General features: G+C 64.0%; 16 protein-coding genes. 2 read left to right on the top strand and 14 right to left on the bottom strand.

The genetic code is table 11. The features are described 5' to 3' along the window. Window positions 1-16: 16 nt before the first annotated feature. The 6 genes from ACM42_RS28800 to ACM42_RS28775 form a co-directional block, all read right to left on the bottom strand. The gene (locus ACM42_RS28800; protein WP_271531010.1) at window positions 17-448 is read right to left on the bottom strand and encodes a DUF1801 domain-containing protein; all 432 of its coding nucleotides are present in this window, start codon (window positions 446-448) and stop codon (window positions 17-19) included. Window positions 449-458: 10 nt separating this feature from the next. Next, a complete protein-coding gene (locus tag ACM42_RS28795; RefSeq protein ID WP_271531009.1) occupies window positions 459-662 on the bottom strand; it encodes a hypothetical protein in 204 nt (67 codons plus the stop codon). Between the two features lie 46 nt (window positions 663-708). Then, window positions 709-1,140, bottom strand: a complete 432-nt coding sequence (locus ACM42_RS28790) for an SRPBCC family protein (RefSeq protein ID WP_271531008.1) — start codon at window positions 1,138-1,140, stop codon at window positions 709-711. Next, window positions 1,137-1,460: an ArsR/SmtB family transcription factor gene (locus tag ACM42_RS28785; protein ID WP_028177515.1), complete on the bottom strand. Its 324-nt coding sequence runs from the start codon at window positions 1,458-1,460 to the stop codon at window positions 1,137-1,139. The genes ACM42_RS28790 and ACM42_RS28785 overlap by 4 nt, the downstream gene beginning before the upstream one ends. 296 nt (window positions 1,461-1,756) lie before the next feature. Continuing rightward, a complete protein-coding gene (locus ACM42_RS28780) occupies window positions 1,757-2,206 on the bottom strand; it encodes a DsrE family protein (RefSeq protein ID WP_271531007.1) in 450 nt (149 codons plus the stop codon). Window positions 2,207-2,246: 40 nt separating this feature from the next. Beyond that, window positions 2,247-2,870 (bottom strand): hypothetical protein, encoded by a 624-nt coding sequence (locus tag ACM42_RS28775; RefSeq protein ID WP_271531006.1) that lies wholly within the window; start codon window positions 2,868-2,870, stop codon window positions 2,247-2,249. A gap of 323 nt (window positions 2,871-3,193) precedes the next feature. Here ACM42_RS28775 and ACM42_RS28770 point away from each other — a divergent pair, with 323 nt between their 5' ends. Together ACM42_RS28770 and ACM42_RS28765 are read left to right on the top strand one after the other, a co-directional pair. Further along, a complete protein-coding gene (locus ACM42_RS28770; RefSeq protein ID WP_271531005.1) occupies window positions 3,194-4,723 on the top strand; it encodes an SUMF1/EgtB/PvdO family nonheme iron enzyme in 1,530 nt (509 codons plus the stop codon). A 118-nt stretch (window positions 4,724-4,841) separates the two neighbouring features. Further along, on the top strand, window positions 4,842-5,291 hold the full coding sequence (locus ACM42_RS28765; RefSeq protein ID WP_271531004.1) for a DUF4399 domain-containing protein: 450 nt from the start codon (window positions 4,842-4,844) through the stop codon (window positions 5,289-5,291). Here the strand turns inward: ACM42_RS28765 and ACM42_RS28760 are convergent, their stop codons facing one another. The 8 genes from ACM42_RS28760 to pqqC form a co-directional block, all read right to left on the bottom strand. Then, window positions 5,292-6,347: a 2-oxoacid:ferredoxin oxidoreductase subunit beta gene (locus ACM42_RS28760; protein WP_271531003.1), complete on the bottom strand. Its 1,056-nt coding sequence runs from the start codon at window positions 6,345-6,347 to the stop codon at window positions 5,292-5,294. A 166-nt stretch (window positions 6,348-6,513) separates the two neighbouring features. Next, complete coding sequence (locus ACM42_RS28755) at window positions 6,514-8,361, bottom strand: 2-oxoacid:acceptor oxidoreductase subunit alpha (protein ID WP_028177521.1); 1,848 nt, start codon at window positions 8,359-8,361, stop codon at window positions 6,514-6,516. Further along, on the bottom strand, window positions 8,331-10,130 hold the full coding sequence (locus ACM42_RS28750; protein WP_271531002.1) for an FAD-dependent oxidoreductase: 1,800 nt from the start codon (window positions 10,128-10,130) through the stop codon (window positions 8,331-8,333). Before ACM42_RS28750 ends, ACM42_RS28755 begins: the two co-directional genes overlap by 31 nt. Window positions 10,131-10,368: 238 nt before the next feature. Beyond that, the gene (locus ACM42_RS28745; RefSeq protein WP_271531001.1) at window positions 10,369-11,046 is read right to left on the bottom strand and encodes a DUF4286 family protein; all 678 of its coding nucleotides are present in this window, start codon (window positions 11,044-11,046) and stop codon (window positions 10,369-10,371) included. A 24-nt stretch (window positions 11,047-11,070) separates the two neighbouring features. Next, window positions 11,071-12,057 (bottom strand): prolyl aminopeptidase, encoded by a 987-nt coding sequence (pip, locus tag ACM42_RS28740; protein WP_271531000.1) that lies wholly within the window; start codon window positions 12,055-12,057, stop codon window positions 11,071-11,073. Then, window positions 12,047-13,228, bottom strand: coding sequence for a pyrroloquinoline quinone biosynthesis protein PqqE (pqqE, locus tag ACM42_RS28735; protein ID WP_271530999.1), 1,182 nt, complete (start codon window positions 13,226-13,228; stop codon window positions 12,047-12,049). The genes pip and pqqE overlap by 11 nt, the downstream gene beginning before the upstream one ends. Continuing rightward, the gene (pqqD, locus tag ACM42_RS28730; RefSeq protein ID WP_239626629.1) at window positions 13,225-13,536 is read right to left on the bottom strand and encodes a pyrroloquinoline quinone biosynthesis peptide chaperone PqqD; all 312 of its coding nucleotides are present in this window, start codon (window positions 13,534-13,536) and stop codon (window positions 13,225-13,227) included. The genes pqqE and pqqD overlap by 4 nt, the downstream gene beginning before the upstream one ends. Window positions 13,537-13,548: 12 nt before the next feature. Continuing rightward, the gene (pqqC, locus tag ACM42_RS28725; RefSeq protein ID WP_442868954.1) at window positions 13,549-14,304 is read right to left on the bottom strand and encodes a pyrroloquinoline-quinone synthase PqqC; all 756 of its coding nucleotides are present in this window, start codon (window positions 14,302-14,304) and stop codon (window positions 13,549-13,551) included. Window positions 14,305-14,309: the final 5 nt, after the last annotated feature.

Raw genomic sequence — 14,309 nt, 5'->3', positions numbered from 1 at the left:
CTAATCGCATCGCGCTTTAGGCCGAGCGCTTGGCCGTCTTCTTCTTGGACGTATTCAGCTTCACCGCGGCGCGGATCAGCGCCTTCAACGCCTTCTCGTTGATGGTCTCGCCTTCGCGAATATCGATCGCGCGGCGCACATTTCCGTCGAGGCTGGAGTTGAACAGGCCTGACGGATCCTCCAGCGCCGCGCCCTTGGCAAAGGTCAGCTTCACCACTTCCTTGTAGGTTTCGCCGGTGCAGATGATGCCGTCGTGCTCCCATACGGGAACGCCGCGCCATTTCCACTCTTCGACCACATCAGGGTCGGCCTCCCTGATCAGGCCGCGGATGCGCCCCAGCATCTCGCCGCGCCAGTCGCCGAGCTCCTTGATCCGGCCGTCGATCATCTTGGAAGGCGGAGCCGCATTCGCGTCCTTCGCGCCAGTCTTCTTCGTCGTCTTCATCATCCCGCCTCACTCACGCGGTGCCGCGGCGGACATAGGGCAGCGCGAACAGATACAGCCCGGTCGCAAGCAGCGGAATGAGCGGCACGAGCGCGAGGAAGCCGATCCACACGGCCTGTACCTGCATGATCATCGCCACGATGTTGGCGATGACCGCGAGGGTGAAGGCCATCGACAGCCAGCGATGAATCTGCCGAATCCACATATGCGTGCTCATTGGGTCCTCTTTGGAGATTGATCGGAAGAGACAACCGGCGGAGGCTTTAGCCTGCCCGCGCCAGCACGTCGTCCAGCCTGGCCAGAAATTGCTTCCAGCCGGCATGCGCGCCGCCGAAAGCCTGCTTCTGCGTCGGGCTGAAGCCCGCCTGCTCGACGCGCAAATGCGTGCCGGCGTTCGTTGGCGTCAGCGTGAAGGTCACAACGCTCTTGAGGTCGAACGCGGCGTCCTCGTGGGAGAAATTCCAGGTGTAGGCGAGCGTCTTCTGCGGCTCTATGGTGAGCACCTCGCAGTCCAGCACGCCGCCCCATTCGCCGCGCAGGTTGAAGCGATGACCGACGGTCGGCTTGAAGTCGTTCTTCATCAGCCATTCCTCGATCAGATGCGGCTGCGTCAGCGCGCGCCAGAGCCGTTCAGCCGGATAGGCAAATTCGCGCTCGATGACGACTGAACGCTTTTCGGTCGCGGTTTCGGTCATTGGTCCATCCTCTTCAGGAGATCGTCGAGCGCGTCGAGCCGGTTCTGCCAGAAGCCGGCCATCTGGCCGGTCCAGTCGATCAGCGGATTGAGCGCACCGGGCCGCGCGCTGTAATGGGTCTGGCGTCCCTCGTGGCGGTCGCGCACCAGGCCGGCCTGCTTCAAGGCGCCGAGATGTTTCGACACGGCCGGCTGGGACACGCCGGATCGCGCCGTCAGTGCCCCGACGGTCTGCTCTCCTTCGCGGCACAGCCGCTCGAAGATCGCCCGCCGGGTCGGATCGGCGAGCGTCCTGAACAGGAGGTCGTGGGTGGCGGACATGCGAGATCCATAACCAGGAAGTTATGGATAAACTCATAACCGTGGAGTTATGGGTCAGTCAAGTGAGATTGGCCGCGCTGGTAGCTTTGAAGCGAAAGGCATCCGCGGGCTCCTCTTACCTCTCCCGCTTGCTTGCGGGAGAGGTCGGCGCGCCCGGGCGATGCGCAGCATCGTCCCGTGCGCCGGGTGAGGGCTCTTTCCTCTAGGGGATTGTCCCATCGCCGAGACACCCTCTCCCCAACCCTCCCCCGCAGGCGGGGGAGGGAGCGCACCTCTCTCGTGGCAAGTGCAGTGCCTTACGGCCGCAGATACAAATACCCCTGCGACTGCAGCTCAGCGAGGCGGACCACGCCGCCGTTCTCCGCGCTGACGAAGCCAGGCAGCAGCTCCTTCAGCGTGACGTTCTGCGCCTTCATGGTGTTGCCGCAGGCGGCGAGCTCGACGCCGTCCTTGGAGAACGCGCCGACGCGCTTGCTGACATCGGGATTGGCCTGCGCCGCGTGAAACGCTTTCAGCGCCGGCCCGTGGATCACCAGCGCGAGGGTCACGTGCTCGGGACCACCGACGCCATCGATGTGGTTCTGGATGTTGCCGAGCACGAAATTGACCTTCTCGGCATCGTTGAGATGATAGACGACCTTCAGCTTGTTGCCCGTGCCGGCTTCCGTCGCAGCTTTCGCGCTGGAGGCGCCCAGCGCCGCGCCCAGGGCCGAGACGGCGCTCCACAAGATGTTCCGTCGGTTCATGGCGATCTCCTTCGGCTGGACTGAGCTCGCGCGACAGATATCACTTGTGCCGCAATGCGGCGAGTTCCTTGCGGTCAGTCACGAGCGAGGTGCATTCGCTGTTGTCGGTGCGGTCGAGACGGAAGATCTTGTCGTCGGCGCCGGCGACCAGCGATTGCTCGGCGTCGTCGTCCGGCTTGTTGTTCTGCCAGACCCTGATCCGCTCGAGGCGGATGATGGCGGACTTGTTGTCCTTGGACAGCGCCACTTCGATCCCGCCGCCTTCGCAGTCCACGCCGCAGCCCAGGCGGACCTCGTCTCCCTGGCTGAGAAGCACCGCGTGGCTGCCACACGAGCCGCTGGAGTCGAAATCGCCGGAGCGATGGCGATAGCGAAAACCCAGACGGAAGGAATTGTACAGCTGCTTGTCCTCCTTGTCGATTTCCGCCGAGATTAGCAGCTTCATGGAAGCCACCTTCTGCTTGGGATGCCGGGCCAGATGCTCGGCATCGTAACGACGCACGAAGCAGGCATAGGACTTGGTGCCGGGCATCTCCGCATAGAGCCGCGCATTGAAGGCGTCGGCTTCGGCCTTTGTGGTCTCCCGGACGTTGTCGGCCTCATCCGCGTGGGCGACGCCGGTCAGGGCAGCGAAAGCTAGGGCAGCAATGAGGGAGCGCTTCATGACGGCCTCGGGCGGGTGACGACTTTGCCGCAGCACAACAGAACTGCTGTCCGTTGGACGCCCGGCAGATGCATTGCGTTCAACGTTTGCACGTCGCGCGTGTGAGCAGCGTACAGGGGACACGGGCCAGTAGCCTTTCGTCGGGCCTTAGTCATTGCTGCGATCAAGAAGGTTCAACGGATGTAGCGCCCTGGTTCTTTGGAACCCGACGCCGGCGATCGCTGGGACATTGTCTCGGTTCGTCAATGTGATAGCCTTCACAGACGGCTGCCTTTGGCCGTCGTAAGCTGGGACTGCCTCGCAAGTTTCTGGAGTCCCCCCGCATGGGCGAAATTCGCAACTTCAGATCCGGAAATCAGGATGAGCCGCCGCCACACAGCGGAGTGCCTCGTCGACTCGCCGCGATCATCGTCGGTGACATCGCCTCCTACAGTCGGTTGATGCAGGCCGACGAGGAAGGCACGCATGTTCGCGTCAAGCGGATCGAGCGAGACCTCATCCAGCCCAGCATCATCGAGCACCATGGAAGCCTGGTGAAGACGACCGGCGACGGCTTCATCGCCATCTTCGACAGTCCCGTGGAGGCCGTTCGATGCAGCATCGTCATCCAGCAGAATCTCATCGGCCGCAACGCCTCGCTTCCCAAGCATTCCCGGCTCGAATATCGGATCGGCGTCAATCTCGGCGATGTCATCGTGGAGCCGGACGACATCTATGGTGACGGTGTCAACATCGCCACGCGCATCGAGGGCATCGCGGAGCCGGGGCAGGTCTACATCTCCGGCGCAATCTATGAACAGATCAAGCACAAGGTCGTGTGCGGCTATGAGTCGCTCGGAGACCGCAAGGTCAAGAACATCACCGATCCCGTGCGCGTCTATCGCGTGCTGCCGGATGCAGATGCCGTTGGCAAGACAAGAAGCCGGCGCGAGAACACGCTGATCTTTCTCCTTGGCATCACGCTGCTCGTCATTGCCGCCGGCGCACTCTGGTATTTGCTGGCACAGCCTCAGGGCAAGGTGGGCGAGCAGGTCGCAACGCCCGCCGCTTCTCCGGCGCCATCCCCGGTCCCGCAAGCTCCGCCGCGCGAAGCGGCGACGCAGGCGCCGCAACCATCTCCCTCATTGGCTTCGGCGCCTTCATCGCCCGCACCGGCGCCGAGTGCGTCCGCGACGCCGGTACGCGAGCCCGAAATGATCGCCATTCGCGGCGGCAGTTTCGCGATGGGAAGCAATGATGATCCGACCGAGCGTCCCGTCCACCAGGTCACGGTCAAGCCGTTCTCGATCGGAAAATATCCGGTGACCGTGCGGGAGTGGAACGAATGCGCGGCTGCGGGCGCGTGTGGTTTCACCGCGACCGGCAAGGACGATGCGCCGGTCAGCAACGTGAGCTGGACTGACGCGCAGCAATATGCCGCCTTTCTGTCGCAGGCGACGAAGAAGCAGTACCGGCTCCCGAGCGAGGCCGAATGGGAATACGCGGCCCGCGGCGGAACGCAAACCAAGTATTGGTGGGGCGACAAGCTCCAGCCGGGCATGGCCGGATGCAAGGACTGCGGCGACCTCGCCGCCGAGCAGCCGGCGAAGGTCGGCAGCTTCAAGCCCAATCCATTCGGACTCCACGACATGGGCGGCGGCATCGATCAGTGGGTCGAGGACTGCTGGCACAAGAACTATCAGGGTGCGCCGGTCGACGGTTCGGCATGGACGAGCGGCGACTGCTCATCGCACGTCCTGCGCTCGGGCTCCTGGAAGAACGATTCGAGATACGTGCGGCCGTCCAATCGCGATGGCTACGATACCAATGTCCGTTATCCCACGCATGGATTCCGGATCGCGCTCAGTCCCTGACGCATGATCCGGAAAGGCGTGCAGCGGTTTTCCGAAAGGATCATGCTCAAACAATAACCCAAACCACGATGACGATTCTTCCTGATCGCATCGCGCTTTTTGAGCTGGAGTAGGTTTGATGAAGATCATTTGCTGCGCCGCGCTGGCGGCGGCGCTCGCATTGTTGCCGGGCGCGGCCTACTCTCAGGGCAAGACCGCTCCCAAAGACGCAAAGCTCTATTTCATCACCCCGCAGGACGGGCAGAAGATCCGTGGTGGGTTCTGGGTCCGGTTCGGCCTGCGCAACATGGGCGTGACGCATGCCGGCGATGACTACCAGAACGCCGGTCATCATCATCTGCTGGTCGACGTCAAGGATCCCATCGATCCCAAGGAGCCGATCCCGCAGGACAAGTCCCACCTGCATTTCGGAGCAGGGCAGACCGAGACTTTTCTCGAGCTTCCGCCCGGCACGCACACGCTGCAGCTGGTGCTCGGCGATGCGAAGCACTATCCGTTCGAACCGCCCGTCGTGTCCGACAAGATCACCGTGCGAGTCAGGCAGCCCGGTCCGGTCCGGCGCCGATGATCACCGCAGGCTGGCGTTGAACTTGTCCAGCGCCGCCGAGCCCGGGCACAGCGTGTCCGCCTCCAGGCTGTTGAGCGGCGTCTCGACCGTGTTGAGATGCTCGTGCAGGTCTTCGGCGTCGGGATCGACATAGAGTAGGCCGGTGACGATCTGGCCCTTGGCGGCGTGCTTCTGCAGGAAGGTCATCGCCCCCAGACGGTCGTGTGGATCGTAGTCGGCATCGATCTTGCGCAGCGCAATCTTGCTGCCGTCGTGCTGCTCGACCACCTGCACCGTCCCCGGCGCGTAATCGACGGCGATCGGATCGCGGCCGACCAGCACGTCGAGCCGGTTCACCGCGTCGTTGTGCTCGCGGACATAGTCGAAACTCTTGGTCGAGCCGGCGTGGTTGTTGAAGGCGATGCAGGGGCTGATGACGTCGATGAAGGACGCGCCCTTGTGGCGGATCGCGGCCGCGATCAGCGGCACCAGCTGGGTCTTGTCGCCGGAGAACGAGCGCGCGACGAAGGTGGCGCCGAGTTGCAGGGCGATCGCAACGAGGTCGATCGCGTTGTCGGTGTTGATCACGCCCTTCTTGCTCTTCGAGCCGCGGTCGGCGGTCGCCGAGAACTGGCCCTTGGTCAGGCCGTAGACGCCGTTGTTCTCGACGATATAGGTCATGTTGACGCCGCGCCGGATCGAATGCGCGAACTGGCCGAAGCCGATCGAGGCGGAATCGCCGTCGCCGGAGACGCCGAGATAGATCAGGTCGCGGTTGGCGAGGTTGGCGCCGGTCAGCACGCTGGGCATGCGGCCGTGCACGGAATTGAAGCCGTGCGAATTTCCGAGGAAATAGTCCGGCGTCTTCGACGAGCAGCCGATGCCGGAGATCTTTGCCACCCGGTGCGGCTCGATCGAGAGCTCGTAGCAGGCCTCGATGATCGAGGCCGTGATCGAATCGTGGCCGCAGCCGGCGCACAGCGTCGAGATCTTGCCCTCGTAGTCGCGATGCGTGTAGCCGAGCTCGTTCTTCTTCAGCCCGGGGTGATGGAATTTCGGCTTGGCAATGTAGGTCATGCGAGCACCTGAAGCTTCCGCGGCGTCATGGCCGGGCTTGTCCCGGCCATCCACGTCTTGGCCAGGAAGAAGAAACGCGTGGATGCCCGGGCATAGGCGAGCGGAAGCGACGCCGTCCTTCGGACGGCTTTGCCCGGGCATGACGACGGAGAGAGTGACGCGCAAATCATGATACTGCCTTGCGGAGCGGGGTCACCTTGAGGTGATCCTGGTGGTCGCCAATGGCTTTTGCGATGAAACGGGCGGTGATCGGCGTGCCGTCGTAATGCACGATCGGCACGAGCCGCACCGGATCGATGCCGTTCTCGTTGACGATCAGCTGGCGCAGCTGGCTGTCGCGATTCTGCTCGACCACGTAGACGAAATCGTGCTCGGCGAGGAAGCTCGCCACGCTCGAATGGAACGGGAAGGCGCGGATGCGCAGGCGGTCGAGCTGATGCCCGCGCGCTTCGAGCAATCCGATCGCCTCGTCCATCGCAGGCGAAGTCGAGCCGAAATAGATCACGCCATACTTGGTCGGACGTTCCGCATTGGCCTGCAGGGGCCGCGGCACCAGGTCCTGCGCGGTCTCGAACTTGCGCACAAGGCGCTGCATGTTGTCGGCGTAGACCGTGCCTTCCTCGGAGTAACGCGCATAGCGATCACGCGAGGTGCCGCGGGTGAAGTAGGAGCCCTTGGTCGGATGCGTGCCGGGATAGGTGCGGTAGGGAATGCCGTCGCCGTCGACGTCGAGATAGCGGCCGAAGTCGCGGCCCTCCTCCAGCATCTGTGCGGTCATGATCTTGCCGCGGTCGTATTGCCGGGCGTCGTCCCACTTCAGCGGACGGCAGAGCCGGTGGTTCATGCCGATGTCGAGATCGAGCATCAGGAAGATCGTGGTCTGGAGCCGTTCGGCGAGGTCGAACGCCGCTGCCGCGAACTCGAACGCCTCGGCGGGATCCTCCGGGAACAGCAGCACATGCTTGGTGTCGCCATGCGAGGCATAGGCGCAGGCGATGATGTCGCATTGCTGGGTGCGGGTCGGCATGCCCGTGGAGGGGCCGGCACGCTGGATGTTCATGATCACGGCCGGGATCTCGGCGAAATATGACAGGCCGATGAATTCCGTCATGAGCGAGATGCCGGGGCCCGAGGTCGCGGTGAAGGCGCGGGCGCCGTTCCAGGACGCGCCGATGACGATGCCGATCGAGGCCAGCTCGTCCTCGCCCTGCACGATCGCGTACTTCGCCTTGCCCGTCTCCGGGTCGTGCCGGTACTTCTTGCAGTGGGCGGTGAAAGCCTCCGCCACCGACGAGGACGGCGTGATCGGGTACCAGGCGCACACCGTGGCGCCGCCATAGACCGCGCCGAGCGCGGCGGCGCTGTTGCCTTCGATGAAGATGCGGTCGCCGACCTTGTCGGACTTCTTCACCCTGAGCCCGATCGGGCATTTCAGGTTCTGCAGTGCCCAGTCGCGGCCGAGATGCAGCGCATGGACGTTGGAGGAGAGCAGCTTCTCCTTGCCCTTGTACTGCTCGCCGATCAGCTGCTCGATCAGCTTCGGATCCATGTCGAGCAGCGCACTGAGGCTGCCCAGATAGATGATGTTCTTGAACAGCTGGCGCTGGCGCGGATCGGTGTAGGTCGAATTGGTGATCGCGGTCAGCGGCACGCCGATCACGGTGATGTCGTCGCGGAATTTGGTCGACGGCATCGGCTTGGTGGAATCGTAGAACAGATAGCCGCCGGGCTCGATGCCGGCGACGTCCTTGTCCCAGGTCTGCGGATTCATCGCCACCATCATGTCGACGCCGCCGCGGGCGCCGAGATGGCCGGCTTCCGTCACCCGCACCTCGTACCAGGTCGGCAGGCCCTGGATGTTGGAGGGGAAGATGTTGCGCGGGGACACCGGAACGCCATGGCGCAGGATCGCGCGGGCGAACATCTCGTTGGCGCTGGCCGAGCCCGAGCCGTTGACGTTGGCGAAGCGGACGACGAAGTCGTTTACGCTGCTGATCGGCTTTTTGTCGGACATGTCGAACCTGCGTAGGTCATCTCGATGAAATATTTCTGCATGTCCCAGGCGCCGGTGGGACAGCGCTCGGCGCACAGCCCGCAATGCAGGCAGACGTCCTCGTCCTTGACCATCACCCGCCCGGTCTTGAGGTCGCCGGAGACGTAGAGATCCTGGTCCGGATGCAGTGAAGGCGCCTTCAGGCGCTGGCGCAGGTCGCTTTCCTCGCCGTTATCAGTGAAGGTGATGCAATCCATCGGGCAGATGTCGACGCAGGCATCGCACTCGATGCAGAGCGAGGTCGAGAACACCGTCTGCACGTCGCAGTTCAGGCAGCGGTGCGCCTCGCCGAGCGCGAGCTTGACGTCATAGCCGAGCTCGACCTCGGCGCGGATGTCCTTGAGCGCGACGACCTTGTCGCGATGCGGCACCTTGTAGCGCTTGTCGACGGAGATGTCGTTGTCATAGCTCCATTCGTGGATGCCCATCTTCTGCGAGGAGATTTGCACCTCCGGCAGCGGACGCTCGCTGATATCCTCGCCCGACAGCATCTTGTGGATCGACAGCGCGGCGTCATGGCCGTGCGCGACCGCCCAGATGATGTTCTTCGGGCCGAATGCGGCGTCGCCGCCGAAGAATACTTTCGGGTTGGTCGAAGCGAAGGTCTTGGGGTCGACCTTGGGCATGTGCCATTTGTCGAACTCGATGCCGCAATCCTGCTCGATCCAGGGGAAGGCGTTCTCCTGGCCGACCGCGACCAGCACGTCGTCGCAGGGAATGGTCTGATCGGGGTCGCCCGAAGGCACGAGGTTACGGCGGCCTTTGGCGTCATATTCGGCTTTGACGTGCTGGAAGGTGACGCCGATGAGCTTGCCGGCGACGTGCTTGAATGCCACCGGCACCATGTAGTTGAGGATCGGAATATCCTCGTGGATCGCGTCCTCCTTCTCCCACGGCGAGGCCTTCATCTCCTCGAAGCCGGAGCGCACGATCACCGTGACTTTCTCGCCGCCGAGGCGGCGCGCGGTTCGGCAGCAATCCATCGCGGTGTTGCCGCCGCCGAGCACGATCACGCGCTTGCCGATCTTGTCGACATGGCCGAACGACACGTTGGCCAGCCATTCGATGCCGATATGGATGTTGCCGGCGGCTTCCTCCCGGCCGGGAATGTCGAGCTCGCGGCCGCGCGGTGCGCCGGAGCCGACGAAGATCGCGTCGTATTTCTCCGCCAGCAGCGATTTCATGCTGTCGATGCGGTGACCGCCCTTGAAGTCGACGCCGAGACCCAGGATGTAGCCGGTCTCCTCGTCGATCACCGAATTGGGCAGGCGGAACTTCGGGATCTGCGTGCGCATCATGCCGCCGGCTTCCGGATCGGCATCGAACACGGTGCAGTGATAGCCGAGCGGGACGAGATCGCGCGCCACCGTCAGCGACGCGGGACCGCCGCCGACCAGCGCAACACGCTTGCCGTTCTTCGGCGCGGGCTGCGGCAGGCGCTGCCTGATGTCGTCCTTGAAGTCCGCGGCGACCCGCTTGAGGCGGCAGATTGCCACCGGAGTCTCCTCGACGCGTCCGCGCCGGCACGCGGGCTCGCACGGGCGGTCGCAGGTGCGTCCCAGGATGCCGGGAAACACGTTCGACTTCCAATTGATCATGTAGGCGTCGCTGTAGCGGCCTTGTGCGATCAGTCGAATGTATTCGGGAACGGGGGTGTGCGCAGGACAGGCCCATTGGCAATCGACCACCTTGTGAAAGTAGTCGGGGGCCGCGATATCGGTCGGTTTCATTCCTACCCTGTCCGCGCAGGCTCAAAGACCCCGCGGCCTTTATCTTGAGCTTGGTGGACGCTTAATGCGTCTCGATCCGGTTTCTGAATGACGTCATTGGGTTAGCTTATTAGAACCGTTCCGAAGTACAACGGCAAAGTTGCGCGATCATCGCCTTTCATGGGAGCCACGCGCGCACAGCATTAGCGCCCTCCGCGCAGCATGTGCGGTGCAATATGTTGCGTTGCGGATGACTGCCTCAGCCGTGCGCGATATCGCTCTTCGCGAGGTCCCACATCAGGCAGTAGGTGCCGACCGAGATCGGAAGCGGGAAGGGCGCCGCCGCAGGACCGGTGAAGCGTTCGGCGATGACAGCCGAGACTGCGCCGATATGCGTGCCGTCGATCAGCACGAACCAGTCGCGCGCGCCTTCGTTGCGCGCCGCCGGAATTCCCGCCGTTGCACCCGACAGTTCCGGCTCGCTTTCGAGCAGGTGCATCGAGATGATGCCGTCGCGCGTCTCCGGCATCAGTCTGTCCTGCAGCGCATCACGCCAGAACACGGCATTGTCGGGCGTCGGCCGCAGACGCACCACGCCGAGCGCAGCCCCGCGTCCGGTGCCCTTGCTGATGGTGATGCGCGCGACGACGCGGAGCATGTCCTTGAAGCGCGCCATGGTCTGCCGCGACCAGTCGGTCGGGTTCGCGAGCCGCGCCCGGTAGGCGGGGCTGTCGAGCACGTCGAGCGTCGCGGTCGAATACAGGCAGAGATATTTGGGATTGGCGGCATGCGCGACATAGCGCCGCGCTTCGAGGAACCCCTCGGTCGCGACGCGCTCTTCCAGATGCTCGCGATCATACCAGCGGTTGAAATCGGCCTCATCGGCTGCGTCGATATTCATCGACGTCAGCAGCATGCCTTTCGCGGCGAGCGGCATTTTCTTGTTGTCCTGCTATGCGCGCTAGCGCGCGGCCTTCGACGCGAGGTCCGCGATCGACTTCATGACGGCATCCCTCACGCCGCCATCATAGAGCGAATGTCCGGCCTCTTCCACGATCCGAATCTCGGAACCCGGCCAAACTTTCGCGAGCGCCTGCGATGTTCCGGGAGGACATAGCAGGTCATAGCGGCCCTGCACGATGATGCCGGGAATGCCGGCGAGCCGATGCGCGTTTCGCAACAGCTGATCTTCGCTCATGAAGCTGTCGTTGACGAAGTAATGCGCCTCCATGAAAGGCGTCGCCGGCAGTGTGCGCCAGACGTTCAGCGCGGCGAGGTCCAGCCGGGTCCGTGCCGGCTTGTGCTCGGACAAGGTTCGTTCAGCGTCGTGCCAGGCTCGCACCGCGGGACCGTGCACGGCAGGATCGGCATCGAGGATACGGCGCCAATAGGCGCTCACCGGTTGCTCGCGCTCCTCGGGCGTCAGCACGCTGAGGAAATCCTCGTAGAGCGCGGGATAGAACTGCGACAGGCGCGAGGTGAAGGCCGTCTCGACCTCCGCCCGCGTGCCAAGGAAGGTTGCGCGCAGCGCAATGCCGGAGACGCGCTCCGGATGCGCCTCGGCGTAGGCCAGCGCCAGCGTCGCGCCCCAGGACCCGCCGACCATCATCCAGCGCTCGAAGCCGAATTTCTCGCGGATCTTCTCCATGTCCGCGACCAGATGCGCCGTCGTGTTGTGCTCGCGCGATCCCTTGGGCCGGCTGCGGCCGCAGCCGCGCTGGTCGAACAATACGGCGCAGAAACGATCGGGGTCGAACAGCCGGCGATGGTCGGGCTGGCAGCCGCTGCCGGGGCCGCCATGCAGATAGACCGCAGGGATTCCGTCAGCGCGGCCGACGCTCTCGACATGGAGCTCATGGCCGTCGCCGACATCGAGCATCTCGGAGGTCAGCGGCGCAAAGGGATCGGCACGCCTGACCGAACTGGCCGCGTCGGCGTCAGGCATCATTCTCGGATTCCAGAGTGCCGCCGGCGAAGTTGCGATAGAGGAAACGGTTGGTCTCGCCCTCGGCCTCGCGCTCGGCCTGCTTGAAGATGGTCTCGTGCAGCGGCGACAGCGCGCAGGCCGGATCGGTGTTGGCCGCATCGCCCGTCAGCGCGAAGGCCTGGCAGCGGCAGCCGCCGAAATCGATCTCGCGGAATTCGCAACTTTTGCACGGCTCCTTCATCCACCCGGTGCCGCGATAGCGGTTGAAGGCCTCCGAGTTCTGCCAGATCCAGGCGATCGAATGGTTGGAGCGCACGGATTCGAAGTCGAGCCCGGTGATGCTCTCGGCGGCGTGGCAGGGCAGCACCTTGCCGGCGGGCGAGATGTTGAAGAACTGCCGGCCCCAGCCGCCCATGCATTTCTTCGGCCGCAGCGCGTAATAGTCCGGCACGACGTAGTCGATCGTCAGCCGGCCCTTCAGCCGTTCGCGCGCCTCCTCGACGATGCGGGTGCACTCGTCGAGCTGCGCCACGGTCGGCATCAGCGCGGCGCGGTTCTTCAGCGCCCAGCCGTAATATTGCACGTTGGCGACCTCGAGCCGGTCGGCGTCGAGGTCGAGCGCCATCTGGATGATGTCAGGGAGCTGATGCAGGTTCTGCCGATGCATCACCGCGTTCACGGTGAGCGGCAGATCGAGCTCGCGCGTCCATTTCGCGACTTCGAGCTTCTTGCGATGTCCGCCTTTGTAGCCGGCGACGCGATCGGCGAGGCCTTCCTCGATGCCCTGGAAAGATATCTGCACATGGCAGAGCCCGGCATCTGCGAGATCGCCGAGCTTCTCGCGCGTCAGCAGCACGGCCGAGGTGATCAGATTGGTGTAGAGGCCGGCGTCGCTAGCGTGCTTCACCAGCTCGACGAGGTCCTTGCGCGCGGTCGGCTCGCCGCCGGAGAAATGCACCTGGAGCACGCCGATCTCGGCGAGCTCGCTCAGCACCTTCTTCCATTCTTCGGTGGTCAGCTCCTTGGCCGAACGGTCGAGCTCGACCGGGTTGGAGCAATAGGGGCATTGCAGCGGGCAGCGATGGGTAATCTCGAGCAGCACGGCAAGCGGAATGCCGAACGTCTCCGCCGTCGAGCGCTGCTTCTCCAGCACCGCGAGGCTGTCGCTGGGCGGGATGGTCACGTCGCTCATGACGTCTTCTCCCTGATCTCGGTGAGAAAGCCTTTGTCGGCGAGATCCTGCAGCATGGCGATGACATCAGCGAGGATCGCCTCGCGTGGCGCCGCGTATTTCGCGGCCAGCTGATCGGACACGTCGCCGACGCTGCGCTGGCCGTCGCAGAGCTGCAGCACCTCGACCGCGATCTCGTCGGGGGCCAGCACCCGCTCCGGCGCCAGGATCACCCAGACCTTTCGCGTCTCGTCATATTTCAGCTTGGCATGCCGCGGCAGCACGGGGCGGCTTGCCTCGCTGACGCTGATGTTCCGCGGCCCGGCCATTGCTCTTGTCCCTCAGCTCGCTTTGGGCACGAACGCGCCCGGCGGAATGTGGCCCTCGACATAGGCGTGCTGGAGTGCGTCCAGCTGCACCCACAGCACGTTGGTCTTGAAGATCAGCGCGTTGCAGACCTGCGCACGCTGCTCCGGCGTCGTCGCGTGCGTCTTGACATAGTCCAGCGCGAAATTGGCGTCGCGCGGCGCCTGCGTCAGCCGCCGCTTGAAGTAGCTCATGGTATCAGGATTGACGAAATCGTAATGCTGCAACATGCCGGCGATGCGCTCCTCATGGATGCTTGGCGCGAACAGTTCGGTGAGCGAGGAGGCGATCGCCTCCAGCGGGCTCTTCTCGCGGCAGTAATGGACATAGGCCTCCACCGCGAAGCGCGTCGCCGGCAGGATGCCCTCGGTGGATTCCACGTAAGCCGTGTCGAGGCCGAGCCCTTCGGTCAGCTTCAGCCAGCGCTCGATGCCGCCTTCGCTGCCGACATCGCCGTCGTGGTCCTCGATGCGATGGCGCCATTCCAGGCGGGTGGCGCGGTCGCGGAAGCGCGAGATCACCACCGCGTCCTTGATCGGGATCGTGCTCTGGTAATAGTAGCGGTTCAGCGCCCAGGCCTGCACCTGGCCCTTGTTCAGCTTGCCGCCATGCAGCAGCTTATGGAACGGATGCAGGCTGTGATAGCGCGTCGCCCCGATATGGCGCAGCGCCGCCTCGAGCTCATCGGCGCTGGTGAGCCTGATGTCCTTGCCGATCGAGAGCGCGGTCATTCCAG

Origin of the sequence: Bradyrhizobium sp. CCBAU 25338 (assembly GCF_028128965.1) — a bacterium.
GTDB lineage: Bacteria > Pseudomonadota > Alphaproteobacteria > Rhizobiales > Xanthobacteraceae > Bradyrhizobium > Bradyrhizobium liaoningense.
Note: the sequence above shows the minus strand (reverse complement) of the source record. Positions and strands in the feature narration are given on the sequence as shown.

Excerpts from the sequence above, each read along its gene's own strand:
- pqqE (WP_271530999.1), bottom strand. The coding sequence starts at position 13,228 with ATGAGCGACGTGACCATCCCGCCCAGCGACAGCCTCGCGGTGCTGGAG.
- pqqC (WP_442868954.1), bottom strand. The coding sequence starts at position 14,304 with ATGACCGCGCTCTCGATCGGCAAGGACATCAGGCTCACCAGCGCCGAT.
- ACM42_RS28750 (WP_271531002.1), bottom strand. The coding sequence starts at position 10,130 with ATGAAACCGACCGATATCGCGGCCCCCGACTACTTTCACAAGGTGGTC.
- ACM42_RS28770 (WP_271531005.1), top strand. The coding sequence starts at position 3,194 with ATGGGCGAAATTCGCAACTTCAGATCCGGAAATCAGGATGAGCCGCCG.
- ACM42_RS28795 (WP_271531009.1), bottom strand. The coding sequence starts at position 662 with ATGAGCACGCATATGTGGATTCGGCAGATTCATCGCTGGCTGTCGATG.
- ACM42_RS28785 (WP_028177515.1), bottom strand. The coding sequence starts at position 1,460 with ATGTCCGCCACCCACGACCTCCTGTTCAGGACGCTCGCCGATCCGACC.
- ACM42_RS28790 (WP_271531008.1), bottom strand. The coding sequence starts at position 1,140 with ATGACCGAAACCGCGACCGAAAAGCGTTCAGTCGTCATCGAGCGCGAA.
- ACM42_RS28755 (WP_028177521.1), bottom strand. The coding sequence starts at position 8,361 with ATGTCCGACAAAAAGCCGATCAGCAGCGTAAACGACTTCGTCGTCCGC.
- ACM42_RS28760 (WP_271531003.1), bottom strand. The coding sequence starts at position 6,347 with ATGACCTACATTGCCAAGCCGAAATTCCATCACCCCGGGCTGAAGAAG.
- ACM42_RS28780 (WP_271531007.1), bottom strand. The coding sequence starts at position 2,206 with ATGAACCGACGGAACATCTTGTGGAGCGCCGTCTCGGCCCTGGGCGCG.
- ACM42_RS28745 (WP_271531001.1), bottom strand. The coding sequence starts at position 11,046 with ATGCCGCTCGCCGCGAAAGGCATGCTGCTGACGTCGATGAATATCGAC.
- ACM42_RS28800 (WP_271531010.1), bottom strand. The coding sequence starts at position 448 with ATGATGAAGACGACGAAGAAGACTGGCGCGAAGGACGCGAATGCGGCT.
- pip (WP_271531000.1), bottom strand. The coding sequence starts at position 12,057 with ATGATGCCTGACGCCGACGCGGCCAGTTCGGTCAGGCGTGCCGATCCC.
- pqqD (WP_239626629.1), bottom strand. The coding sequence starts at position 13,536 with ATGGCCGGGCCGCGGAACATCAGCGTCAGCGAGGCAAGCCGCCCCGTG.
- ACM42_RS28765 (WP_271531004.1), top strand. The coding sequence starts at position 4,842 with ATGAAGATCATTTGCTGCGCCGCGCTGGCGGCGGCGCTCGCATTGTTG.
- ACM42_RS28775 (WP_271531006.1), bottom strand. The coding sequence starts at position 2,870 with ATGAAGCGCTCCCTCATTGCTGCCCTAGCTTTCGCTGCCCTGACCGGC.